Annotated in this window: 21 protein-coding genes and 3 tRNA genes; 8 read left to right on the top strand and 16 right to left on the bottom strand. The window is 65.7% G+C overall.

What is annotated here, in order from left to right; all coding sequences use genetic code 11:
* Positions 1 to 302: 302 nt before the first annotated feature.
* Positions 303 to 1,376: a tyrosine-type recombinase/integrase gene (locus ACWPM1_RS11035; protein WP_455694877.1), complete on the top strand. Its 1,074-nt coding sequence runs from the start codon at positions 303 to 305 to the stop codon at positions 1,374 to 1,376.
* A gap of 50 nt (positions 1,377 to 1,426) precedes the next feature.
* Here ACWPM1_RS11035 and ACWPM1_RS11030 read toward each other — a convergent pair.
* The 4 genes from ACWPM1_RS11030 to ACWPM1_RS11015 form a co-directional block, all read right to left on the bottom strand.
* A tRNA-Pro gene (locus tag ACWPM1_RS11030) sits at positions 1,427 to 1,503 on the bottom strand.
* Between the two features lie 19 nt (positions 1,504 to 1,522).
* Positions 1,523 to 1,598, bottom strand: a tRNA-Ile gene (locus ACWPM1_RS11025).
* Positions 1,599 to 1,663: 65 nt separating this feature from the next.
* The gene (locus ACWPM1_RS11020) at positions 1,664 to 2,662 is read right to left on the bottom strand and encodes a polysaccharide deacetylase family protein (protein WP_455694876.1); all 999 of its coding nucleotides are present in this window, start codon (positions 2,660 to 2,662) and stop codon (positions 1,664 to 1,666) included.
* 39 nt (positions 2,663 to 2,701) lie between these two features.
* Positions 2,702 to 4,378, bottom strand: a complete 1,677-nt coding sequence (locus tag ACWPM1_RS11015; RefSeq protein WP_455694875.1) for a sensor histidine kinase — start codon at positions 4,376 to 4,378, stop codon at positions 2,702 to 2,704.
* Between the two features lie 217 nt (positions 4,379 to 4,595).
* Between ACWPM1_RS11015 and ACWPM1_RS11010 the strand changes: the two genes are divergently transcribed.
* Entirely contained in the window at positions 4,596 to 5,060 is a 465-nt protein-coding gene (locus tag ACWPM1_RS11010) for an Lrp/AsnC family transcriptional regulator (RefSeq protein WP_455694874.1), read from the top strand.
* Between the two features lie 2 nt (positions 5,061 to 5,062).
* Here ACWPM1_RS11010 and ACWPM1_RS11005 read toward each other — a convergent pair whose 3' ends face one another.
* The 5 genes from ACWPM1_RS11005 to ACWPM1_RS10985 form a co-directional block, all read right to left on the bottom strand.
* Complete coding sequence (locus ACWPM1_RS11005) at positions 5,063 to 5,983, bottom strand: YihY/virulence factor BrkB family protein (protein WP_455694873.1); 921 nt, start codon at positions 5,981 to 5,983, stop codon at positions 5,063 to 5,065.
* 84 nt (positions 5,984 to 6,067) lie between these two features.
* Positions 6,068 to 7,441, bottom strand: a complete 1,374-nt coding sequence (accC, locus tag ACWPM1_RS11000) for an acetyl-CoA carboxylase biotin carboxylase subunit (RefSeq protein WP_455694872.1) — start codon at positions 7,439 to 7,441, stop codon at positions 6,068 to 6,070.
* Positions 7,442 to 7,448: 7 nt separating this feature from the next.
* Positions 7,449 to 7,937 carry an acetyl-CoA carboxylase biotin carboxyl carrier protein gene (gene accB, locus ACWPM1_RS10995; RefSeq protein ID WP_455694871.1) on the bottom strand — a complete coding sequence of 163 codons (489 nt, stop codon included), beginning with the start codon at positions 7,935 to 7,937 and terminating at the stop codon, positions 7,449 to 7,451.
* A gap of 62 nt (positions 7,938 to 7,999) precedes the next feature.
* Positions 8,000 to 8,434: a type II 3-dehydroquinate dehydratase gene (aroQ, locus tag ACWPM1_RS10990; RefSeq protein WP_455694870.1), complete on the bottom strand. Its 435-nt coding sequence runs from the start codon at positions 8,432 to 8,434 to the stop codon at positions 8,000 to 8,002.
* Between the two features lie 90 nt (positions 8,435 to 8,524).
* Positions 8,525 to 8,938 carry a holin family protein gene (locus ACWPM1_RS10985; protein ID WP_455694869.1) on the bottom strand — a complete coding sequence of 138 codons (414 nt, stop codon included), beginning with the start codon at positions 8,936 to 8,938 and terminating at the stop codon, positions 8,525 to 8,527.
* A 140-nt stretch (positions 8,939 to 9,078) separates the two neighbouring features.
* Between ACWPM1_RS10985 and ACWPM1_RS10980 the strand changes: the two genes are divergently transcribed.
* Together ACWPM1_RS10980 and ACWPM1_RS10975 are read left to right on the top strand one after the other, a co-directional pair.
* Complete coding sequence (locus tag ACWPM1_RS10980; RefSeq protein ID WP_455694868.1) at positions 9,079 to 10,839, top strand: DUF885 domain-containing protein; 1,761 nt, start codon at positions 9,079 to 9,081, stop codon at positions 10,837 to 10,839.
* A 14-nt stretch (positions 10,840 to 10,853) separates the two neighbouring features.
* Positions 10,854 to 11,876 carry a LacI family DNA-binding transcriptional regulator gene (locus tag ACWPM1_RS10975; protein ID WP_455694867.1) on the top strand — a complete coding sequence of 341 codons (1,023 nt, stop codon included), beginning with the start codon at positions 10,854 to 10,856 and terminating at the stop codon, positions 11,874 to 11,876.
* Here ACWPM1_RS10975 and ACWPM1_RS10970 read toward each other — a convergent pair.
* The 4 genes from ACWPM1_RS10970 to ACWPM1_RS10955 all read right to left on the bottom strand — a co-directional run bounded on the left by ACWPM1_RS10970 (position 11,868) and on the right by ACWPM1_RS10955 (position 14,751).
* On the bottom strand, positions 11,868 to 13,151 hold the full coding sequence (locus ACWPM1_RS10970; protein WP_455694866.1) for a tetratricopeptide repeat protein: 1,284 nt from the start codon (positions 13,149 to 13,151) through the stop codon (positions 11,868 to 11,870). The genes ACWPM1_RS10975 and ACWPM1_RS10970 overlap by 9 nt on opposite strands.
* 105 nt (positions 13,152 to 13,256) lie before the next feature.
* Positions 13,257 to 13,493, bottom strand: coding sequence for a KTSC domain-containing protein (locus tag ACWPM1_RS10965; protein WP_455694865.1), 237 nt, complete (start codon positions 13,491 to 13,493; stop codon positions 13,257 to 13,259).
* Positions 13,494 to 13,654: 161 nt separating this feature from the next.
* Positions 13,655 to 14,488, bottom strand: a complete 834-nt coding sequence (locus tag ACWPM1_RS10960; protein ID WP_455694864.1) for an outer membrane protein — start codon at positions 14,486 to 14,488, stop codon at positions 13,655 to 13,657.
* Positions 14,489 to 14,674: 186 nt separating this feature from the next.
* A tRNA-Pro gene (locus tag ACWPM1_RS10955) sits at positions 14,675 to 14,751 on the bottom strand.
* Between the two features lie 182 nt (positions 14,752 to 14,933).
* Here ACWPM1_RS10955 and yajC point away from each other — a divergent pair.
* Genes yajC through secF form a run of 3 tightly spaced genes read left to right on the top strand, consistent with a single transcriptional unit; the run spans position 14,934 to position 17,867 of the window.
* A complete protein-coding gene (yajC, locus tag ACWPM1_RS10950; RefSeq protein WP_455694863.1) occupies positions 14,934 to 15,257 on the top strand; it encodes a preprotein translocase subunit YajC in 324 nt (107 codons plus the stop codon).
* Between the two features lie 15 nt (positions 15,258 to 15,272).
* Complete coding sequence (gene secD / locus ACWPM1_RS10945; RefSeq protein ID WP_455694862.1) at positions 15,273 to 16,877, top strand: protein translocase subunit SecD; 1,605 nt, start codon at positions 15,273 to 15,275, stop codon at positions 16,875 to 16,877.
* A gap of 12 nt (positions 16,878 to 16,889) precedes the next feature.
* The gene (gene secF, locus ACWPM1_RS10940; protein WP_455694861.1) at positions 16,890 to 17,867 is read left to right on the top strand and encodes a protein translocase subunit SecF; all 978 of its coding nucleotides are present in this window, start codon (positions 16,890 to 16,892) and stop codon (positions 17,865 to 17,867) included.
* On the opposite strand, the gene ACWPM1_RS10935 is transcribed toward secF, so the two are convergent.
* Together ACWPM1_RS10935 and ACWPM1_RS10930 are read right to left on the bottom strand one after the other, a co-directional pair.
* Entirely contained in the window at positions 17,864 to 19,051 is a 1,188-nt protein-coding gene (locus ACWPM1_RS10935) for a glycosyltransferase (protein WP_455694860.1), read from the bottom strand. The genes secF and ACWPM1_RS10935 overlap by 4 nt on opposite strands.
* Before the next feature lie 2 nt (positions 19,052 to 19,053).
* Positions 19,054 to 19,626 carry a helix-turn-helix domain-containing protein gene (locus ACWPM1_RS10930; RefSeq protein ID WP_455694859.1) on the bottom strand — a complete coding sequence of 191 codons (573 nt, stop codon included), beginning with the start codon at positions 19,624 to 19,626 and terminating at the stop codon, positions 19,054 to 19,056.
* Between the two features lie 85 nt (positions 19,627 to 19,711).
* Here ACWPM1_RS10930 and ACWPM1_RS10925 point away from each other — a divergent pair, with 85 nt between their 5' ends.
* A complete protein-coding gene (locus ACWPM1_RS10925) occupies positions 19,712 to 20,182 on the top strand; it encodes a DUF6456 domain-containing protein (protein ID WP_455694858.1) in 471 nt (156 codons plus the stop codon).
* Here ACWPM1_RS10925 and ACWPM1_RS10920 read toward each other — a convergent pair whose 3' ends face one another.
* A complete protein-coding gene (locus tag ACWPM1_RS10920) occupies positions 20,183 to 21,976 on the bottom strand; it encodes an ABC-F family ATP-binding cassette domain-containing protein (protein WP_455694857.1) in 1,794 nt (597 codons plus the stop codon). It abuts the gene before it with no gap.
* Between the last annotated feature and the right edge of the window lie 2 nt (positions 21,977 to 21,978).

Genomic DNA, 21,978 nt, shown 5'->3' with positions numbered 1-21,978 from the left:
CCCCACTATCAAGCGCAAACTCAGCCCGGCACTGCTGAAGCAATACTGCACCCAAAGCCTGAGACAGCGCTGAGAAAGCCCGCACACCGCAGGAAGGAACCGCGCAAAGGGTACGCTACCAAGGCCCAAGTGGTCCGTCTGCTTCAAGCAGCAAGGGAGGCTGGGATGGACGTTAGCGGCGTAGAGTGCACTCCCGAGGGCGCCATCAAGGTGTTGTCTTCGACTCGCCGCTCAGTCGATGAACTCACGTCAACCAACGCAGCATCCGCCTACGATGCTTGGAAGCAAGCTACTGGTGCGTAATGGCACGAGGACCGCACATCGTCACCCGCCCGCGCCGCGGTAAGCCGGTCCGCCACTATGTTTACGCCTGGCGGGGCGGGCCGCAAGTCCTGGTCAAGGTCGGGGGACCTAAGCCGAAGATCACCGGCGACCTGATTGATGCGATTGCAAAAGCCAGGACAGAGTCTGGTCTAGTGACTCCCACCGGCTCAATCGAAGGCCTGATCATCTCGTACAAAGGCAGCGCCGAGTTCCGCAACCTAAATCCCAAGTCTCAGAAGAACTACGCGTACTATCTAGAATTCGTTCGAAAAAAATTTGGTAGCGCGCCGTTGGCAGCTTTCAACGAACGACGCATTCGGTCCGACATCCTCGAATGGCGTGACCAGTGGCTTGATAAGCCTAGAACTGCCGACGAGGCGGTGAAGGTTCTTCGGCGTATTCTGTTTTGGGCGATCGACCGAGGCCTCCTTGATCGCAATCCCGCGGCCGGCATTAAGCAATTGTGGTCCGCCAACCATGCGAAAGACGTATGGTCACACGATGATCTCGACGCCTTCAATAAGGTAGCGTCACCGCCGCTTCAGGAGGCGGCTGCATTGGCAAGCCTGACCGGCCTTCGCCGTGGAGATTTGGTGGAGGTCCAGTGGTCTGACGTGACGGCCGATGCCATCATTCGCCCAACCAACAAAAGTGGCGGAAAGACCGACGCTATCATACCCCTACTCGATCAGACACTGGAACTGCTTGACCGAATTAAAGCGCGTCACGCTGCCGAGATGTCCGCGCGCCCTCCGGAAAAGCGCAAGGACCTTCCAGCTACGATTCTCGCGAACGAAGGTTGGCAATCATGGACTGCAGAGGGCCTCGGTTCCGTGTTCGGCAAGACCAAGAAGGAAGCGGGGCTTACCCTCCGACTGCACGACTTACGAGGAACGTTCGCAACGCGTTGCATACTCGCAGGATTGTCGGATCAGGAGACTGCCGACATTCTTGGATGGAGCGCGGCAGACGTTTCGAAGATCCGCGTGAAATATGTCGACCGTGGCACGATAATGTTAGCACTGGCCAAGCGCATCTCTCAGGGTCGGTAAAACGCCTGTAAAACGCTCTCACTGCAGCCGAGCTAAGGCACTGGGAAGGTTGGTCGGGGAGACAGGATTCGAACCTGCGACATCCTGCTCCCAAAGCAGGCGCGCTACCGGGCTGCGCTACTCCCCGACCCTTCACAGCCGGCCGGTGGTGGGCCCGGCAGGATTCGAACCCGCGACCTAGCCGTTATGAGCGGCCAGCTCTAACCGCTGAGCTACAGGCCCTCCCGGACCATTGGTCCAAGCCGGTGGCCGCGCGGTAGCGATGAGCGGGCTGGCTGGCAAGCGGCTCAGCGCTGTACCGCCGACAGGATCTCCGCGACGGTGGTTGGCTTTACTCCCCTGATGTCGAGGTAGGCGTATAGGCGGCGAAACCAGTCATAAAGCGTCGCTAGGTCCGATTGATCACGCACGTAGGGTGTGTGTCCTGTCGCAAGCGAGGGACTGTGGAAGCTCAGCACCAGCAGCGGCAGCCCCTCGTCGAGCGCAATGTCGACCCCACGCAGGGCTTCCTCCGCCGTGACCCCTTCGGGAGTGAGGGATATGCGCTCAAGCAGCCCGATCCGCGAGAACAGGCCCGCGGCGAGGGGGAGCCGCGCGAGCAGGGGATGCACCCAGCGTCCCTGCCGACGCAACATTCCCCAGTAGACCGTGGTCAACGGAAGCTCGAGCACCCGGCGGTCCTCGTCGACCCAATAGGGGGTCAACGGATGCCGGCTGTAGTCGGGCCCGTGGCCGTCGCTGTAGTCGAAGTTCGCGCGCACGGATGTGTCGATCGGGACGCTCGCCTCTTGCAGGACCTCGGCACTCCGGGCGCCGAGGCCATAGCGCCCCGCGCGGTATATCAGCGGCTCCGTCCCGAAGCTCTCGGCAATCTTCTCGCGCAAGCGCATGAATTTAGCCCGCTCCAGTTCGAGCGGCAGGTTGCCGGCAAAGCTGTTCTCGACACTGACGTCCTCTTCGAACGGCGGATTCACCCAGGGGTGAAGCTGGATGCCGACTTCCGCCTTGCCCACTCGCACCGAACTGCCGATGATCTCGATCGCTTCCGGCGAGTCAGCGATCGGCCAGTCGACGAGGTAGACAGGCGATACTTCCAGCTCTTCGCAAAACCGCTGGAATTCTGCGATGTGGCGCACGTGGCTCAGGCCATGCTGCGTCCGCGAGAAGGGGCCCTGCCAGTCGAATTCCTCTTCGGTGTCGACGGTGAGAAGCACTCGCTTGCCAAAGCCCGGCGCAAAACGAGCAGCGCTGCCGGTTGCGGGCGGTTCGGTGATCGGCCGGTCCATGCGAGCCCCTCCGTCGAGCAGCCGCTACCGGCAAACCCGTCAGCCGTGCGCAGCGTCGATGTCGGTCGGGCTACGAGCGGCGCTGGCGACGGTCAAGCGGGGCAGGGTAAGCACAAGCGCATTGCCATCGCGGAGGAGTTCGCCGCCTGCCGCCCGTGCCTCCGCTCGGGCAAGTCGGAGTGCGAACCCAGGGCCGAACATGCCGGCGCTGACCGCCGAACCGCCGGCGCGAGTGTCGGTTTCGAATGGATCGGCATGTTGCGCGAGCGATGCGGGAATGGTAGCTGAGAGTGCCACTGCACCCTCGAGGTCAGTCAGTATGAGGACGATGCGCTCACCAGGACCCGCAGCACCCGCCAACGTGGCCAGCAGCCGCCAGCCGAGCGCTTCCGCTTCGCCGTGATCGAGCGCAATTCGGCGCGCTCGCCCAGCGGCTTCGACACTGACGCTGCCGCCACGGGGGCGCAGCACTTCGTCGAGCTGCGCGGCCAGTCCAGTAACAATCCGCATCCAGTCGGCATTGCCCGGTTCCATCGCCAAGGCTCCGCTCTCCAGTTTCGCAAGCCGGTCGAGCTCGTCGAATCCCGCGAGCATACGCGCGGCGTCACCCACGATGGACGCTGCGAGCGCACGGTACTCGTGCGGCGTCGGGCCGAAGAGCTGTTGCTGGATCACTTCGGCGAACCCCTGGATGGCGTTCACCGGGGTTTTCAATTCGTGGAGCAGCTGCCGCATGCGATCGCTTGCCGGGTCCGTGCGAGCGGGAAGCAAATCCGGCGGGGAAGGGCGCCGAAAACGCCCGGCGTAGCCTACGAAGCGTCCGCCGATCTCGCTGAAACGCGGTGCCGCGTCGATAACCCAATCGCCAGAAACGGCCGGGGCGCCGTCCCACTGCAGGCCGACTCCAGTCAGCGGCAGATGATGCCCCCCCGCCGTCGTGGTTGCCGGAAGCACGGCGCCCACAACCATCGGCGCGGCGGTCGCATCGGCCCAGTCGATCCGCCCCTCCGCATCGGTCGTGAACGCGAAACCGGTGAACGGCAGGTGTCGGGATTCGTTGGCCTCACCAAGCGGAAGAAGCGGGGCTTCCTCGCCGCTTCCGCGCCCTGCCCGGTGTTTGCGGAAGGCCTCGATCCGGCGAACCAGCGTGGCGATCTCGGTGTCGTCCGGAGCCGCGGGTTCGTCGCCGAAATCGTTGGCGGGAATCGGCCTGCGCAGCGGTTGGAGAGCGTCTTGGGGTGCTGTTTCAATCGGCACCTCCTCGGCGATGCTCTCGGGACGAGGAAGGCCCCGGTCGCCGATACCCAGCCGCTCGAGCAATTCCTGCGTTGCGAGGGGGAGATCCCGCCGCAAGCGCAGGAATCCGCGCGCGCGAATGGGCAGCCGGGGGATGAGGGCGTCCCAATCCTGCACCAAAAGCTGGGCTACCCCGAGAGCGGCTGCCGCCACCTCCGGTTCGTCCTCGGCAAGATGAAGCGCGAGCTCGGGATTGCGGAAGCGCAGACCCGGCTCACGGATCATCTCGGCGCGCTCGTAGGGGGCAATGGTCTCCCCCAAGGCAGCCAGTCGTAGCCACGCAGCGGCCAGCATCGACTCATCGCGCCCGGTCCGGCGGTTGCCCAGCAAGTCGAGCAACTGGCGGAACTGCGTCTTCGCGGCGCGCTCGCCAGCCGCGCGGTGGCGCAGTACCGTGGCGAGGCGATCGTCGAAATGCATGGCGCTCCGAGGGTGTGGCATACGATCCTGACCGGCAGGACCGCTTCTGCGAGGCTCTGCTATCACGGGGCCGTAGCTGAAACATGGGGCCCGGCGGTCGCGTTGCAAAGCGGGACAATTGCTGGCACAAACAATAAAATTATGCGGCAGTACAAATCCGTGCTGCCTTAGTTGCCCGGTCAGACGCCGGGTTATGGCACGATCCGGGGGCGCGGTAATGGCCAATCTTGACGATATCGACCGGAAATTGCTGTCCGAATTGCAAGCCGAGGGCCGCGTCACGAACGTCGAACTGGCCAGCCGCGTGGGTCTCACCGCGCCGCCTTGCCTGCGGCGAGTACGGAGCCTCGAGGAAGACGGGGTAATCCGCGGCTACCATGCCGACCTCGACCCGTCGAAACTGGGGTTTGCGATCACCGTGTTCGCGATGGTCAGCCTCAAGAGCCAGGCCGAAAGCGCACTGCGCGAGTTCGAGGACCACATGAAGGCGCTGCCCGAAGTGCGCGAGTGCCACATGCTCAACGGCGAGATCGATTTCATCCTCAAGATCGTGAGCCAGGACCTGCAGAGCTTCCAGGAGTTCCTCACCAGCAAGCTGACTCCGGCGCCGAACGTGGATAGCGTCAAGACCTCGCTCACGATCCGGACTGCGAAGCAGGAGCCAGGCGTTCCGCTCGACTGAGGCTAGTCTCCCGCATCCGTGCCCCGGGCGACGTGGTCCGCAGCCCATGCGCCACGATCCCCGAGCGGTCGTTCCGGCCCGGAGGTGGTGTCCCGCGCGGTCTGGTGCTCGAGTTCGGAATTGAGCTCGGCGCCAAACAGCAACAGGTACGCGGTGAGATAGAACCAGGTTAGCAGCACGATCACGGCACTGAGCGAACCGTACGTTGCACCATAGCTGCCGAAGCGGGCGACGTAGATGCCGAAGCCGATCGTCAGCAGTACCCAGCCGACCGCAAAGAAGACCGAACCCGGCGTGAGCCATGCCCACCGCGACCGCTGGCGCGAGGGACCGTAGCGGTAAAGCAACGCGGCGGCGGTCGCTGCGGCGATCGCGAGCACGACGTAGGTGGCCACCTTGGAGACGGAGACCATTCCTGGCGCGGCTTCGGGGATTGCCAGGTGCATGAAGCGCATGGCGCCGATGCCGAGAATGCCGAGCGCCGCGGTGATGACCGCGCCCAAGGTTATCGCGAGCGAGAGCAGGTTCACCTTCAGGAAGCCACGGCTTTCCTTCTCCTCGTAGGCGATATTGAGCGCGGTCACGATCGAGCCTGCGGCGTTGCGCGACCCGAACAGAGCGATGACGAGCGCGAGCAGGATGCCGAGCCCTTTCTTTTCGCCCGAGGTCTTCACCACCGACACCAGTTGCTCCGCGATCAGCGGTGCGACGTCTCGAGGGAGGACGTTCATCAACCTGGTAATGTGCGCGCCCACGGTCTGCACGTCGGCAACGAGGCCGTAAGTGAGAACCGTGGCGCCGAGCAAGGGTACCAGCGCGAGGAACGCGTAGAAAGCCACCCCGGCGGCCACCAGCCCGATGCTGTCGGAGGAGGATTCCTTCCAGGTGCGCACGACCACCTGCTTCCAGCCGAGGGCGGGCATCTCTCCCGGCGAGGCCGCCGACTTGCCGGAATCTTCAACCACAGTCGGTCAATCCCGACCGGAGTCGGCCGTTCCCGATTTGCCTTAAGGCAAGTCGCTCGCCGGTTCGCCGGCTTCCCGCTCCTTCAACCAGTCCTCGAGCCACTTGATCGAGTAGTCGCCGCTGAGGACGTCTTCCTGGTGAAGCAGTTCGCGGTGTAGCGGGATGCTGGTCTTGACGCCTTCGACTACCATCTCCTCCAGCGCCCGGCGGAGGCGCATGATGCACCGCTCGCGTGTGCGGCCGTAGACGATCAGCTTGGCGATCATGCTGTCGTAGTAGGGCGGAATCTTGTAGCCCGCGTAGAGACCGGAATCGACGCGCACGTGCATGCCGCCTGCCGCGTGGTAGGCGGTGACGAGGCCCGGCGAAGGGGCAAAGGTCCACGGATCTTCCGCGTTGATGCGGCATTCGATGGCGTGGCCCTTGAACTCGATGTCGGCCTGCGTGCACGACAGGTCCTTGCCGTCGGCCACCCGGATCTGCTCGCGCACGAGGTCGATTCCGGTGATCATCTCGGTCACGGGATGCTCAACTTGCAGGCGGGTGTTCATCTCGATGAAGTAGAACTCGCCGTTCTCCCACAGGAACTCGATCGTTCCGGCGCCGCGATAACCCATGTCGGCCATGGCCCGGGCGCAGACGCCGCCCATCCTCGCGCGGTCTTCGGCCGAGATGACCGGGGAGGGCGCTTCCTCGAGCACTTTCTGGTGGCGGCGCTGGAGCGAGCAGTCGCGCTCGCCGAGATGCACCGCGTTGCCGCGTCCGTCGCCGAACACCTGGAACTCGATGTGGCGCGGATTGCCGAGGTACTTCTCTATGTAGACGGTAGCATCGCCGAACGCCGCCTTGGCCTCGCTGCCGGCCTGCTGCATCAAGGTCTCGAGCGTGTCCTCGTTCTCGCAGACCTTCATCCCGCGGCCGCCGCCGCCGCTCGCCGCCTTGATGATGACAGGATAGCCGATCTCGGCGCAGATGCGCTTCGCCTCCTCGAGATCGCTAACCGCGCCATCGCTGCCGGGCACCAGCGGCAAGCCGAGCTTGCCCGCCGTGCGCTTGGCTTCAACCTTGTCGCCCATCGTCACGATGTGCTCGGGCTTGGGGCCGATCCAGGTGATCCCGTGTGCCTCGACGATCTCGGCGAATTTGGCGTTCTCCGAAAGGAAGCCGTAGCCGGGATGGATGGCATCGGCGTGGGCGATCTCGGCGGCCGAGATGATCGCGGCGACGTTGAGATAGCTGTCGGTCGCCGGCGGCGGGCCAATGCACACGGCATGATCGGCGAGGCGGACGTGCATTGCGTCGGCGTCGGCGGTGGAGTGCACCGCGACCGTCTCGATGCCCATCTCGTGGGCGGCGCGGTGGATGCGCAGGGCGATCTCGCCGCGATTGGCGATCAGGATGCGGGTTATCGGCATGGCGGCGTCAGCCGATGACGACGAGCGGCTGGTCGTATTCGACCGGCTGGGCGTTCTCGACGAGGATCGCCTTGATCATGCCGGCCTTGTCGGCGGTGATCGGGTTCATGACCTTCATCGCTTCGACGATCACCAGCGTATCGCCCTTCTTGACGCTGTCGCCCACCTTCACGAACGGCGCGGCGCCTGGCTCGGGGGTGAGGTAGACGGTGCCGACCATCGGCGACTTGAGCGCGTCCGCGTGCTCGGCGGGTGCCTCCGCAACCGGGGCCTGGGCGGAGGGAGCCGGCGCGTGGGCGTGTGTCGCCGGGGCCGGGGCGTAGGCCTGCGCGGCCATCGCCACCGCGCCGCGCGAGACGCGTACCTTGCGGTCGCCGTCCTCGACCTCGATCTCGGTGAGCCCGGTTTCGGCGAGCAGTTCGGCGAGTTCGCGGACCAACTTGGTATCGACGTTCATTCCCGAGCTACGCCCGGCGGCGCCCTTGGTTTCGGCCATTGCCTGCCCCTTGCTATTTCAAGCGCGTGCCTATGCGCGGCTCGGCCCGGAAGGGCAAGACGCTAGAGTTTGGCCGCCTTTTCCAGCGCCACGAGGTAGCTTTGCGGGCCCAGCCCCTTGACCTCGTCGACCGCCGCCATGCCCACGTAGGAGACATGGCGGAACGGCTCGCGTCTCGCGGGATCGGACAGGTGCACTTCGATCACCGGCACCCCGATCGCCTTGATCGCATCGAGCAGCGCGATCGAGGTGTGAGTGTACGCGCCGGCGTTGAGCAGCACAGCCCGAGCCCCCTCCGCGCGCGCCTCGTGCAGCCAATCGACGAGGTGGCCCTCGTGATTGGACTGGCGCACGTCGACTTCGAGCCCGAGCTCGCGCGCGCGGTCCTCCAGCATGCCGGCGATATCGTCGAGCGTGGCGGTACCGTAGATTTCCGGCTCGCGGGTGCCGAGCAGGTTTAGGTTGGGCCCATTGAGGACGTAAACGAGGTTGCTCATGAGTAGGCTTCTAGGCGGGGGGCTCGAGCGCGCAAGCGCCATGGCGTGTTGGACTTGGCACACTTGGCACACAGTTCAGGGGAAGAAAAATCACCCCTCCACGCCCCTGATCTTGCCCCACTGGCGCGCAGCGGTGTAGCCGAGATAGCCGGTCCCGAAGAGGGCATAGAGCTCGTCGGGCAAAGCGCGCAGATAGGAGGTCATCGACCCGGCGAGGCGCGCGGCGATATCGGGCACGAACAGCGAAAGCACGCCGACCGGCAGCGACCACAGGATCATCGCGTACATGACATAGAGGAAGCCCGGCCGCGCGCGGCTCGTCCATGGATCGGGCGACTGCGCCTCGCTGACGATGGCGGAAAGGCGCGCCTCGATCTGTTTCAGTTCATGGCTTCCTTCGAGCTGAATTAGCTCGAGCTTGGCTCTTGCGCGGGCCTCCTTGTCCGGGATCACCTTGTCGATGATGGAGGCAATCGGGCCGATCAGGGTTTCGAGGACGGGCATGTCTTGATCTCCCACAAAACGATCGGCATAACCAAATAGGTTCGTGTAGGAAAACGGAATAACCGACAAGTGCGATCCGCAATTGCATTTGACTTGGCCTCGGCAGCTTTCCACAACGCCGCCGTCACAGGGAGGTCCGCTTGAAGTCCGTCGTTATTGCTTGCCTTGCCGCCTGGCTTGCGAGCGCCTCTCCACTCAGCGCGCAGCCCGCGCGATCCGATGCGGATCGGGCGCTCCGTTCGCTCTACGAAACGTACTGGGCCTGGCAGGTCGCCGACAACGGCTGGACCGAGAAGGCGGACGGTTCGGTCGAGCCCGGCGCCAAGGTCCCGTCGGCTACTGCCGAGGCCTTTCGCGCCCGGGCGGCGAAGGCCGCGGAGTTTCGGGCTCAGCTCGTTGCGATCGACGCCGCGGCGCTATCAGCTGAGGAGAGGGTCAATGCCGCGGTACTGCGCGCCGCTCTGGACGAGACCATTGGCGATGCCAAGTTCTCCGAATGGGAGATGCCGTTCGACAGCGACAGCAATTTCTGGAGCTACTGGGATGAGCCGGCTGCCTTGCAGACGGTGGCGGAGTACGAGAATTACATCGCCCGGATGAACGCGTTGCCCCGCGCGTTCGGGGAGCACATCGCCAACGCCCGCGCCGGCCTGAAGCGGGGCTTCAGCGTGCCGGCCGAGACCCTGGTGGGGCGGGATGCATCGGTCGCGGCGAACGTTGTCGGTACGCCGGAAGAGAGCCCGTTCTGGGCAGCCTTCGCGCAAATGCCTGCACGCTTTTCGGAAGCCGATCGCGCGCGTTTGCTCGCCGAAGGGCGCGCCGCCATTTCCGGCAGGGTAGTCCCGGCTTACTCTCGCCTGCTGACCTTCCTGCGGGAAGAATACCTGCCCAAGACCCGCAAGGTGATAATGGCCGAGGCCATGCCGCAGGGCCCGGCTTATTACGCCCAGCAACTACGCCAGTATACCACGCTCGACGTGACCGCCGAACAGGTCCACGAGACCGGCCTTGCGGAGGTCGCCCGGATCGAGGCGGCGATGAGGGCGATCATGGACGAGGTCGGTTTCACCGGCTCGATCGCCGAGTTCAACGAAAAGCTCCGGACCGATCCACAGTTCATCGCCCGCACGCCGGACGAGCTGATGGGCGTTTCGGCCTATGTCGCCAAGCGGGTCGACGGAAAGCTGGCGGACTACTTCGGATTCCTGCCGCGCCGGCGGTTCGAAATCCGCCCGGTCGCCGAAGCCATTGCGCCGTTCTACACCGCCGGGCGCGGCGGGCTCGATTCGTGCCAGATGAACACGCACAACCTGGCCTCGCGACCCCTCTACAACATACCCGCCTTGACCCTCCACGAATGCGCGCCAGGGCACAGTTTCCAGATGGCATTCCAGCGCGAGGTCGCGGGGGAAACACCCAAGTTCCGCCGCAACCTCTACTTCTCCGGAATGGGCGAGGGCTGGGGACTCTACACCGAGTATCTCGGCCAGGAGATGGGCATATACCGGACGCCTTACGAGCGGTTCGGCCGGTTGAGCTACGAGATGTGGCGCGCGGTCCGCCTCGTGATCGATCCGGGCATCCATCACTACGGCTGGACCCGCGACGACGCAGTCCGATACCTCGCCGATCGCACCGCGCTTTCGCGACACGAGGTCGAGACCGAAGTCGACCGGTATATCTCGTGGCCGGGTCAGGCGACCGCTTACAAGCTGGGTGAACTGACCATCCTGCGGCTACGTGCCAGGGCCGAAAAGGAGCTCGGCGCCGCGTTCGACCTTCGCAAGTTCCACGACGTCGTGCTCGCGCTCGGGTCGGTCCCGCTGCCAGTGCTCGAGACTCGCATCGATGCCTACATTGCGGACGGCGGGCGGGGTCTACCCGGGGTGACCTATGAATAGGGACGGCTAGCCGAGTGCGCCGCACGCGGATCACTTCGTTCGACGTGGCCGAAGCGGCCGGCGTAAGCCAGTCGACTGTCAGCCGCGCTCTGGCCGGTTCGCCGGCGATCACCGATAAGACCCGCACGCGGGTAGAAGCGGCCGCCGCGGCGCTAGGTTACCATGTCGATGCCCGAGCCGCGCGGCTGCGCAGTGGGCGGACGGGTACCCTGGCGGTCGTCGTGATCGGTCGGGCGGGGCTTGATCCGACGCGGGTCAGCGCGTTTCACTATGCGCTGCTCGGCAGCACCTGCGCCGCGGCGGCCGAGTGCGGCTACCAGTCGCTGGTCTCATTCCAGTCTGAACCGGGTGAATTTGCGTGGAACTATGCGGCCCAGGGGCAGGCCGACGGCCTGATCGTAATGGGCACCAGCGTCAACCGCGCAGCCTGGGCCGACTTGCTCGCGACGGCCCCAGCGGGCCCGGTTGCGCTGTGGGGCGCGCCGTTCGACGACGCGCGCTGGGTCCGCGCGGACAACATCGCGGGTGCTCGCCTGGCGGTCGAGCGGCTCGTTTCCGGGGGGCATCGCGGGATTGCCTTCGTCGGCTCGGTCGACGGCGACCACCCGCAATTCGCGGAACGCTATGAGGCCTACCGCCAGGTCCTTGCTGGCCACGGTCTAGAAGCGAGAGCACCGATCGGGGTCCCGGGGGACGACCGGACCCAGGGTGGACGTGAGGCGGTCAGCCAACTGCTCGCCTCCACTGACCGGCCCGACGCGATCTTTGCCGCCAACGACATGATCGCGCTCGGCGCGCTCGAGGCGCTCGATCGGGCGGGTGTCGCGGTCCCGGGACAATTCGGGGTGATCGGCTTCGACGGGCTCGCCGCGGGCGAGCACAGCCATCCGCCGCTCACCACGATCGAGCCCGACTTTGCCGAGGCCGGCCGCGCGCTCGTCGCGAGGGTGTGCGAGCTCGACAATGCCGAGCCCGTCACCCGCATCCCGGTCCGCCTGGTCGAACGCGGAAGCGTCCGGCCGCCAGCGTCAGGCTGAGCGGCGGCCGAGCCAGGCGAGCCACAGCTGCGCCAGCTCTGCCCGCGATCCGGTCACCGCGCGAAACGCCGCTTCCGCCTCGGCCCGATTGCCGGCGAGTGCCAGCGCGGCGCCGAGACGGGTGTTGACTAGCCCGGCATCCTCGCCGCCCTTCCTGAGCGCGACGCGGTAGAGATCGGCGGCCTCGGCATAGCGGCCGTAGCCGTAGAGCAGGTCGCCGACGAGGCGGGCTGAGCGCCCGTTGGCGGCGCTGCGCGCCTGGGCGATCTGCTGGTTGAGGCCGCGGCGGTCTTCGCCCGAGCGCCGCTCGTTGGTCGAGCGAAGCTGGGCGAACCGGGCGTCGCGCGGCGCGCCCGCTGCGGCCCCTGCATCGATGACGGCCAACGTCTCTCCTGGCAGGCCGGCGAGGTCGAGTTCCACCGCCAGCGGCAGGTAGTCGGAGGTACGCAGCATGTTCGCCGCGCGCGCGAACCGCAGCGTGTCGATCAGCAGAACACGGTCGGACCCGGCGCGCTCGCGAACGAAGGCGATCCCATTCTGCAGGTTCGCGGGTGTCGGGTAATTGCGAATGAGCGTGCCAAGGGCGGTCAGCGCCTGCGGGCGCTGTTGAGCGCGATAGTAGGTCTCGAACGCGGTCCGGTAGAGCTGTTCGCCCGCGATGCCGCCAGACGCCTCGGCAGTGCGAATCTGCTCCGCGACGCTTTGCAGCGCGCCGGCGGTGTTGCCAGAGCGGGTCTGCACGATGCGCAGGTTGTTCTGGAGCCGCGTGTCGGAGGGATTGGTCTGGATCAGCTCGCGGTAGATGCGCTCGGCGGTGGCGAAGTCGTTGGCCGCGAAGGCGGCTTCCGCCCGCTTCTCGACGATCTGGTTCATCGCGGTGCGATAGATGCTCCGCTCGTCGGCGGGCGTCGACGCATTGGCGAGCAGCGCCGTCAGGACGCGTTCCTGTGCTGCAAGATCGTTGGCGCCGAGCGCCAGGCTGAGCTGGACGCGGCCGAGGAGATAGCGTGCGTCGTTGCTGTTGGCGGCGGCCTCGGCGGCAGGGAGCAACGCACGAACCGCAGCCCAGTCGGGCGTTTGGCCCGCCTTGCGGGCGGTATCGGCGGCGGTATTGGCGGTCAGCAGCGGGTCGATCGCCTTCTTCTCGGCCTTCGATAGGTTGAAGCTGCGCTGGGGCGCCGGCGCCGCGGTTTGGGCGGCGACGGGCAGAGCTGTGACGGCGACGCTTCCGCCAACCATGGTGGCGAGTGCAAGCGCGATCTTGCGTGACGACATGCGAATGGATTCCTCTGAGTGGTGAGTGCGCGGCCTCTGGGGATCAGGCGCTGAATGCGCCCTGACTGTCCGGTTCAACTCCCGCCCAGACGCAGGGGTCCCGCACTAGTCGTAATAGCGCCGACGAGGGGGGACCTCGCAGCAGTGGAAGTACCCCTTGACCGACTTGTTGATGAACGTCCCGGCGGAATCGCTATCGCACAAGGCACGGTAGATCTGGGGCGGAACGTCCGCGTAAACATAACGCCGGCCGCTCCTGAACCAGACGCTGAGATCGCGGCTTGCCGGGTTGTAGGCAATGCGCTCGATGGCTGACGACGAGTGGAGTTCCTGGACTGGCATGATGCGCCAGCGCTCGGTCGAATCAGCCCGTTCCGCGTGAAGCGCCGAACCGAATCGCTTTCGGGCCAGAGCGAATCTGGGTGAAGAAAAAGGGCGGCCCCCGATCGCTCAGGGGCCGCCACAGTGAGTGAGAGATGCTCGGAGCGCTGCGCGTTCCTTACCTAGAACTGGAAGCCGGCAGTCAGTCGGAAAGAATGAAGGTCGAGGTGGCTGTCCGCCGGGCGCAGGTTGGTGCCGCCGCCATTCCGCAAGAACGGGTTGGTGGCCGGCGCGGTGCCCGGACCCACCGCCACGAACGCATCGTCGTCCTTGTAACGCGAGTAAAGGTACTCGAGGCCGAGGGTGAGCCCGCCGCCGAGCAGCAGCTCGGCGCCGCCGCCACCCTGCCAGCCCCAAACCCGGTCGTCGCCGTCTTCGGTCAGCGTGAACGAGTTGGCGATGTTGGTGGTCGTGAAAGCCCGGTCGATGTCCGCATAGGCCAAGCCGCCGGTGGCGTAGAACAGCCCGCGGCCGTCGCCCGGCGAAATGCCCAGGCGCGCGCGCGCGGCGATCGAGTTATCGACCTGACGGGCGAACGTGTAGCTGGCGGGAGTCGAGCTGAAACCGGTCTCGGAATCGACGGCGTCGGTCATGCTGCCTTCGATCAGCAGCCCACCGACGAACGAGCCGAAGCGCTTGTCGAACCCGATGCGCAATGCGTAGCCGAGATCGTCGTCGTCGCCGGTGCAGCCCGCGCCGACGTTGTTACCGTTGGCGGCCCCCGTGCAGAACCCGGGAGCGAAGGCGTCGGCTCCCGCGACGGTCGTCACTGTATCGCCGAACGTGCCATCGCGATTGGTATCGAACTCGAGCCCCTTGGCCCCGCTGTCGACTTGGTCGAGGCCGACGGCACCGGAAACATAGAGACCATCGAAGGTGGTCGGAGTGCTCTGCGCCGCAGCAGGCTGAGCGACCGAGGCGAGGGCGATGATCGAGGCGGTGGTGAGCGAGCGCATATAGTTCCTTTTCGGATGACCCGAGAGCTGGGGTTGGCTTCGACGGCAAACGGCGCGCCGCGACCGTCGTTCCTCGCCGGCTAAACGATTCTCAATATGTGACCGAAAGGGCACAGAGCACGGCGGCTGCGGAGCGACCCCAGCGAACCGAGCGGGTGCCCGGGCTACTTTGGCGATTAGAACCACTGGTCGGGACGAGAGGATTCGAACCTCCGACCCCCACACCCCCAGTGTGATGCGCTACCAGGCTGCGCTACGTCCCGAGACCAGTGGAGGCGCGCCTATAGGTGCGGCTCTCGGGCAAGGCAAGGCGTTGCGCGAGGGCAACGGGCGGGCATGAATTGCCCTTGCCGAACGATGCTGCTAGGCGCGCCGCCATTGCGGCCGGCGGGTTCACCCCCAGCTCGCGCCCGCTTCCCTTTCGTTCGAATGGACCGAACTGACGATGCTCGAAATTCTCGCCGCCGCAGCCGGCGCCGAAGCGCCTCCGGTATGGATCAGCTGGTTGCCGATCGTCGGCATGATCGCGATCTTCTGGTTCCTCCTCATCCGTCCGCAGATGCGCCAGCAGAAGGCTCACCGCGAGAAAGTCGCCGGCCTCAAGAAGGGCGACCAGGTGGTGACCGCCGGCGGCCTGGTGGGCAAAGTCCTCAAGGTCGACGAGAACTACGTCGATCTCGAACTGGGCCAAGGCGTGAAGGTGAAAGCGGTCAAGCATACCATCGGCGACGTAATCCAGCCGGGCGGCACCGCCGCCGCGAACGACTAAGGGCGGCGCCGCCCGATGCTCGATTTTCCCAGGTGGAAGAAGGCGTGGCTGTGGCTGGTAACCGCCGCCGCCGCTCTTGCCGCACTGCCTTCGCTGTTCTCGCTCGCCGGCATACCGTGGCCTGCCGCACTGCCGAACCCAATCGTAAACCTCGGGCTCGATCTCGCCGGCGGTAGCCACATTCTACTCGAGGCGGAAGGCAGCCAGATCGCTGCCCAGCGCCTCGAGAACATGGAAGAGACCGTCCGCACGACGATGCGCCAGGCGAGCCCGCGCATCCGCATCGGCGACGTTTCGACCTCCGGCGGCCGGCTGAGCTTCATGCTCGACGATGTCAGCCAGCTCGACCGGGCGCGCGAGCTGCTTCTCCCTACGATCAACGGCACCGGCACCGTTCGTGAGTGGGATCTGCAGGTGATGGACGGCAACCGGTTCGTCCTCACGCCGACCACCCAGGGTCTCGAGGCGGCAGTCGATAGCGCCATGACCAGCGCGACCGAAGTGGTGCGCAAGCGTATCGACGCCCTCGGCACGCGCGAGCCGACTATCATTCGCCAGGGCGACACGCGGATCGTCGTTCAGGTTCCCGGTCTCCAGGATCCGCAGCAATTGAAGGATCTGCTCGGTCAGACCGCCAAGCTCGAATTCAAGCTGGTCGATGAAAATGCGCTGCCAAGCGACGTCCAGCAGGGCATCGCGCCCGCCGGCAGCCAGATATTCCCCTTCTCCGAAGGATCGGCGACGCCGGGCCAGCCGCTCGCCGTTCGCCGCCTGGGCGGGATCAAGGGGGATAACCTCGTCAACGCGCAGCAGACCTTCGACCCCCAGACCAACGAACCGGTTGTCTCGATACAGTTCGACCAGCAGGGTGCGGCCAAGTTCGCGCAGTTGACGACGCAGAACGTCAACAAGCCCTTCGCGATCATCCTCGACGAGAAGGTGCTTTCCGCACCCAACATCAACGAGCCGATCCGCGGCGGGACCGCGCAGATCTCGGGTGGTTTCTCGGTAGATACCGCCAACCAGCTCGCCATTGCGCTGCGGTCCGGCGCGCTGCCGGTCGACCTCACCGTAATCGAAGAGCGGACCGTGGGGCCGGACCTCGGCGCAGACTCGATCAAGAAGGGGGCCATCGCGCTTGCCGTTGGTCTCGGCCTGTTGATGGCTTTCATGATCGCCACTTACGGTCGGTTCGGAGTGTACACCTGCCTGGCGCTGATCATAAACGTGTTGATGATCCTCGGCGTCATGGCCTGGCTAGGCGGCGCGGCGGCACTGACGCTGCCGGGCATCGCGGGCCTCGTTCTCACGGTCGGCGCGGCGGTGGATGCCAACGTGCTGATCAACGAGCGCATTCGCGAGGAGCGGGCCAAGGGGCGCAAGGTCGTTCAGGCGATCGAGATGGGCTACAAGGAAGCCAGTGTCGCGATCTTCGACGCCAATATCACCAACACCATCGCCGCGGTGATCATGTTCATCTTCGGTAGCGGCCCGATCCGCGGCTTTGCCGTGGTGCTCATAATTGGCATCGTCACGTCGGTGTTCACTGCGGTCACGCTGACCCGCATGTGGGTCGCCGGGTGGCTGCGGCGCACGCGGCCCAATGACCTCGTGCTTTAGGAAAGCAGGACGATGAAGCTCCTGAAGCTCATTCCCGACAACACCAACATCCGTTTCCTGCGCTGGCGGGTTCCATTCTACGCGGTCAGCCTGTTGCTGATGGCGGCCTCGGTCGGGTTGCTGTTCACCAAAGGGCTCAACCTCGGTGTCGACTTCGTCGGCGGGCAGATGATCCGCATGACCTTCGTCGAGCAGCAAGCCGCGCCGCTCGCCGACTTGCGCGAGCGGATCGACGACCTCGGTTACGGCGAACCGATTATCCAGCAGTTCGGCAAGCCGAACGAGATTTCCGTCCGCATGCGGCTGCCCGAGGATTCAGCCAACCGCACCGAATTCGCGGCCAAGATGACGACCGACATCGTCTCGGCGGTGCGCCAAGCCTACCCGCAGGTCCGCATCGACGGCATAGATTCGGTTTCCGGCAAGGTTTCCGGCGAACTGTTCCGCGACGGCATCCTCGCACTGCTCCTCGCGGCGATCGGCATCTCGATCTACATCTGGGTGCGCTTCGAGTGGCAGTTCGGAATAGGCGCGCTGTTCGCGCTGGTGCACGACGTGACGCTGACGCTCGGCCTGTTCTCGCTGACGCAGATGGAGTTCGACCTCAATATCGTGGCCGCGCTGCTGACGCTGATCGGGTACTCGCTCAACGACAATATCGTGGTGTACGATCGCATCCGCGAGAACCTCAAGAAGTACCGCCGCATGCCGTTCACCGAGCTGCTCGACCTGTCGGTTAACGAGACCTTGAGCCGCACGGTGGTGACATCGCTGTCGCTGCTGATCACTCTGGCGGCGCTGCTCATTCTCGGGCCCGACGTGATCTTCGGGTTCACGGCGGCAATCACATTCGGTATCTTCGTCGGCACCTACAGCTCGATCTTCATGTCGACGCCGCTGCTGCTGTGGCTGGGGGTTACCTCGGATAGCTTTGTGCCTAACGAAGGGCCCGACAAGGCGGAACGTGCGGCGCGCGGCGAGCCGGCTTAGCCCACCAGGGTTTCGTAGTACTCGGCCAGCGCCGCGGCGTTGGCCTGCCAGCTGAAGCGATCCGCCATCGCGGCGACCGCTTCACGCTGGGGTGGGTCGGCCAGCAATTCGCGCACGCCAGCAGCGATCGCACCGGGATTGCGCGCGACGATGCAGCCCGCCTGGGGCGCGATAATGACCTCACGCGCTCCACCTGCGTCAGTGATCACCAACGGCGTGCCGCAGGCGAGCGCTTCGATCCAGGCATTTGCGAGGCCTTCGCTTTCTGATGGCAGAACCATCGCGTCCGCGGCCGAGAGCACCAGCGGCATCAAGTCATGGTCGAGGCTGCCGAGGAAATGAACGCGAGCCGCGACACCGCGCGCAGCGGCGAGAGCACGCAGCTTGGCTTCGTCCTCGCCGCTTCCGACTAGCAAGAGAACGGTGTCATCCGGCAGTCCGCCGAGCGCCTCGATCGCGAGGGACTGGCCCTTGCGCGCGACGAGGGCCCCGACCGTTGCCAGAACCGGCGCGCCATCGGGAAGTATAATTCCCAGTTCGCGCGAAAGCCGCCGGCGGAGTTGCGGGTGCTGCAGCGGCCGGAAACGGTCGCGGTCGAGCCCGGTATAGTGAACCGTGATCCGGTCGCGCGGCAGGCCAACTTCCACCATGTCCCCGGCCAGCGCCGCGCAGACCGCGAGCAGTCCGTTCGCCTGCGCGCCCGCCGACAGAATCTGGCGCCGCGTATCGTCTCGGAGACTCCAGTAAAGGATGTCCGAACCTCGTGCCTTGATCGACAGCGGGAGGCCGAGGTCCGCGGCGAGGGCCGCGGCCGCTGGGCCGTCGGGATAGAAGAACTGCGCATCGATGAGGTCGAAGGACTGCGCGGCGTGGAGCCGGCGTGCAAGGGGCAGGATGGCGCGCGCGATGAGCCGCGGATTGATCGCTGCGCCGAGCCGCGGGATCGTGCGGAAGACCGGGCGATGAACCTCCACTCCGTTCTCGCGCCCATCGACGGCGGCGGCTTTCAGCGACCGGTACCGGCCGAGCGCGACTGGCGGCAGGCCGATCGGGTTGACGACCGTAACTTGCCAGTCGCCCTGGGCCGCCAGCGCCTCGAGACTCCGCGCGACGAATGTCCCGAAGCGCGGATTGGCCGCGTTAGGATAGAGCGTCGCCAGCGAGAGAACCCGGCGCGGCTTCACGATTAGAGTTTCCGGACGAGCATCTCGGCGACCGCGATCCACGGCGGGTCGTCGACTACCTGCTGCTTCTGTCCGGTCCCGACCGGTAGCACCCCGACCTTGCCGCCTTGCCGGTCGATCAGCCGCCCGAATGCAAAGCGGCCGCCCTTGCGGGGAACGAGAACGTCGCGGTTGATGGCTTTGCCGGCCTGATCCGGTTCGATCTGCCGCAACCACAACTGGTCGCCTGTCCGATACTCTCCCGCCGCCGCTTCTATCGTAAGCACCACGCGAATGTCGTTTCCGCCTAGCTCGGTTGGAAGCAGGGCGTCGCGGGGCGCGGGCAATGCCTCCGGCCCGCCCCCGCTCAGTTGCGCTACGACTTGCGCGCGGGCGTTCCCTTCGGATCGCACCAGCATCTCCGGATCAACCCCGAGCGCCGCGGCGATACGGTCCATCCATTTGGTTGAAAGGTTACGCATACCCGTTTCGAGCCGACCGATGGTCTGCGCCGTGGTTGGCGGGCGGCACGCTTCGGCCAGATCGGCAAGGGTCATGCCCTTGTCACGCCGGAAGTCACGAATACGGTTTATCATCTCGAAAGTCCTAACCAAATCGGTTTTCTCTTTCCTACAGCATCCGGCCTTTGGCAAGCGCGATTCGAGCTACCCGGAGAAGCGCATGCGCCACCTCGTCGAACGCGAATTGACCCCCGAAGGACCCCGCCGGATGGGCACGGCCAAAGGCCGACCGCGGACAGTCACCGTAAACCTCGCCGAATCGCCCCTCACCTGGCTTCACGCCCGCGGCCATCTGGAGGACCGCCTGTTCGCCGCGGGTGAGCGTCTCCGTGCCGACTACGAGCGCGCGCAGCTCGCGCCCAGCATCACGATGCGCTGGGATCCAGTGCGAGTGAGAACCACCGGCCATGATGAGCTCACGCCGGGGGAACGTCAGATTGCCGCTAAGGCCCGCTTCGACGGCGCGATTGCCGCCGCCGGCAAGGGGCTGGAAGACGTATTGTGGCGCGTTGTCTGCGCTGGCGAAGCGCTGCCCCATGCTGAACGGGCGCTCGCGTGGCCCGCGCGCAGCGGCAAGCTCGTTCTGCGGCTTGCGCTCGACCGGGTGGCCGACTTCTACCGGATCGCCTGATCAACCCTCGACCAGTTCGGCGAGCGTGAGCCAACGCTCCTCCGCCGCATCTTTCTCGGCGCGCGCTTTGGTGAGCGCCTTCATCACCGCGTCGAAGCGCTTGGGGTCGCGCATGTAGAGCTGCGCGTCCGCCAGTTCACGCTCGCCTTCGGCGATCGCGCGTTCCAGGTCTTCGATCCGCGCCGGCAGCAAATCGTAGTCGCGCTGATCCTTGTAGGTGAGCTTTGCGGCCCGGGGTGGCGGGGGCGGCGGTGGCGCCCCTTCCGAGCTTGCGTTGCGATTAGCTGCGGGCCGCGGCGCCGACGCCGCCTTGCGCCGCGCCGTCCAGTCCTCGTAACCGCCGGCCACCACGTCGACCTTGCCGCTGCCGTCGAGGCCGAGCGTCATCGTCACCGTCCGATCGAGAAAGTCGCGGTCGTGGCTGACGATGAGGACGGTGCCGTCATAGTCGGCGATTACTTCCTGCAGCAGGTCGAGCGTTTCGAGGTCGAGATCATTGGTCGGCTCGTCGAGGACCAGCAGGTTTGACTTGCGGGCGAACTCGCGCGCCAGCAGCAGCCGGCTGCGCTCGCCGCCCGAGAGAGTGCCGACCCTCGCGTCGACGATTGAGGGGTCGAACAGAAATTCCTTGAGGTAGCCTTGCACGTGCTTGCGCCCGTCTCCGACATCGATCCAGTCGCCGCCCTCGGCGAGGACCTGTCGGACAGTTTTCTCTGGCGACATTAGGCTGCGCTGCTGGTCGATCAGCACGCCGGTGAGGGTCTTGGCGATAGTGATCTTGCCGCTGTCGGGCGCCAGTTCGCCGGTCAGCAGCTTGAGCAACGTCGTCTTGCCCGTACCGTTGGCGCCGACCACGCCGACGCGGTCGCCGCGCTGGATGCGCAGGTTGAAGTTGCGGATGATCCGCCGCTCGCCAAATGATTTCGAGACATCCTCGGCGACGATGACTGACTTCGACTTGAAATCCTCCGCCACCGTGAGTTGCAGCTTGGCGGTCCCTTGCGGCCCGAGCATCGACGCGCGGGCTGCGCGCATCTGCCACAGCTTCTCGAGCCGGCCCTGATTGCGCTTGCGCCGCGCGGTCACGCCGCGTTCGAGCCAGTGTGCCTCGATCTTGAGCTTGGCGTCGAGCCGCTCGGCGTTGCGCGCTTCCTCCGCGTAGACTTGCTCCTCCCACGCCTCGTACCCGCCGAAGCCGACTTCCTTGCGGCGCATAGCTCCGCGATCGAGCCAGAGCGTCGTGGTGGTCAGCCGCTTGAGGAACGTGCGGTCGTGGCTGATGACGAGAAACGCGCCCTTGAAGCGGCTCAGCCAGTCCTCGAGCCAGTCGATCGCTGCGAGGTCGAGGTGGTTGGTCGGCTCGTCCATCAGCAGCAGGTCGGGATCCTGGGCGAGCGCACGGGCGACCGCTGCGCGGCGCCGCTCGCCACCGCTCGCCTTGTCGGCGGCGCGGCGCATGTCGATACCGAGCTGGCCGGCAATCGCTTCGACCTCGTGCGGGGCGGGGGGCAAGTCACCCGCCAAAGCCCAGTCCATCAGCGTGGCGTGGCCGGCGAAGTCCGGCTCCTGCTCCAGCAGCACGATGCGGGTCCCTGGCTTGACCTTGCGCAGGCCCTTGTCGGGCTCGATCTGTGCGTCGATCAGCTTGAACAGCGTGGTCTTGCCGACCCCGTTGCGGCCGATGAGCGCGATGCGGTCGCGCGGGCCGACGTGGAGGTCGAGGTCGGCGAACAGCCAGCGTCCGCCCTGTTGCAGGCCGAGGCCTTCCCAGCTTAGGATTGGAGGCTGCGCCATGA

This window comes from Tsuneonella sp. HG249 (assembly GCF_053819205.1).
The sequence above is the reverse complement of the archived record's forward strand: the minus strand, read 5'-3'. Positions and strand labels throughout refer to the sequence as shown.

Excerpts from the sequence above, each read along its gene's own strand:
- aroQ (WP_455694870.1), bottom strand. The coding sequence starts at position 8,434 with ATGAGCAACCTCGTTTACGTCCTCAATGGGCCCAACCTAAACCTGCTC.
- secF (WP_455694861.1), top strand. The coding sequence starts at position 16,890 with ATGAAGCTCCTGAAGCTCATTCCCGACAACACCAACATCCGTTTCCTG.
- ACWPM1_RS10960 (WP_455694864.1), bottom strand. The coding sequence starts at position 14,488 with ATGCGCTCGCTCACCACCGCCTCGATCATCGCCCTCGCCTCGGTCGCT.
- accC (WP_455694872.1), bottom strand. The coding sequence starts at position 7,441 with ATGCCGATAACCCGCATCCTGATCGCCAATCGCGGCGAGATCGCCCTG.
- ACWPM1_RS10965 (WP_455694865.1), bottom strand. The coding sequence starts at position 13,493 with ATGCCAGTCCAGGAACTCCACTCGTCGTCAGCCATCGAGCGCATTGCC.
- accB (WP_455694871.1), bottom strand. The coding sequence starts at position 7,937 with ATGGCCGAAACCAAGGGCGCCGCCGGGCGTAGCTCGGGAATGAACGTC.
- ACWPM1_RS11020 (WP_455694876.1), bottom strand. The coding sequence starts at position 2,662 with ATGGACCGGCCGATCACCGAACCGCCCGCAACCGGCAGCGCTGCTCGT.
- ACWPM1_RS10920 (WP_455694857.1), bottom strand. The coding sequence starts at position 21,976 with ATGGCGCAGCCTCCAATCCTAAGCTGGGAAGGCCTCGGCCTGCAACAG.
- secD (WP_455694862.1), top strand. The coding sequence starts at position 15,273 with ATGCTCGATTTTCCCAGGTGGAAGAAGGCGTGGCTGTGGCTGGTAACC.
- ACWPM1_RS11015 (WP_455694875.1), bottom strand. The coding sequence starts at position 4,378 with ATGCATTTCGACGATCGCCTCGCCACGGTACTGCGCCACCGCGCGGCT.
- ACWPM1_RS11005 (WP_455694873.1), bottom strand. The coding sequence starts at position 5,983 with ATGCCCGCCCTCGGCTGGAAGCAGGTGGTCGTGCGCACCTGGAAGGAA.
- ACWPM1_RS10970 (WP_455694866.1), bottom strand. The coding sequence starts at position 13,151 with ATGTCGTCACGCAAGATCGCGCTTGCACTCGCCACCATGGTTGGCGGA.
- ACWPM1_RS10925 (WP_455694858.1), top strand. The coding sequence starts at position 19,712 with ATGCGCCACCTCGTCGAACGCGAATTGACCCCCGAAGGACCCCGCCGG.
- ACWPM1_RS11035 (WP_455694877.1), top strand. The coding sequence starts at position 303 with ATGGCACGAGGACCGCACATCGTCACCCGCCCGCGCCGCGGTAAGCCG.
- ACWPM1_RS10930 (WP_455694859.1), bottom strand. The coding sequence starts at position 19,626 with ATGATAAACCGTATTCGTGACTTCCGGCGTGACAAGGGCATGACCCTT.
- yajC (WP_455694863.1), top strand. The coding sequence starts at position 14,934 with ATGCTCGAAATTCTCGCCGCCGCAGCCGGCGCCGAAGCGCCTCCGGTA.
- ACWPM1_RS11010 (WP_455694874.1), top strand. The coding sequence starts at position 4,596 with ATGGCCAATCTTGACGATATCGACCGGAAATTGCTGTCCGAATTGCAA.
- ACWPM1_RS10985 (WP_455694869.1), bottom strand. The coding sequence starts at position 8,938 with ATGCCCGTCCTCGAAACCCTGATCGGCCCGATTGCCTCCATCATCGAC.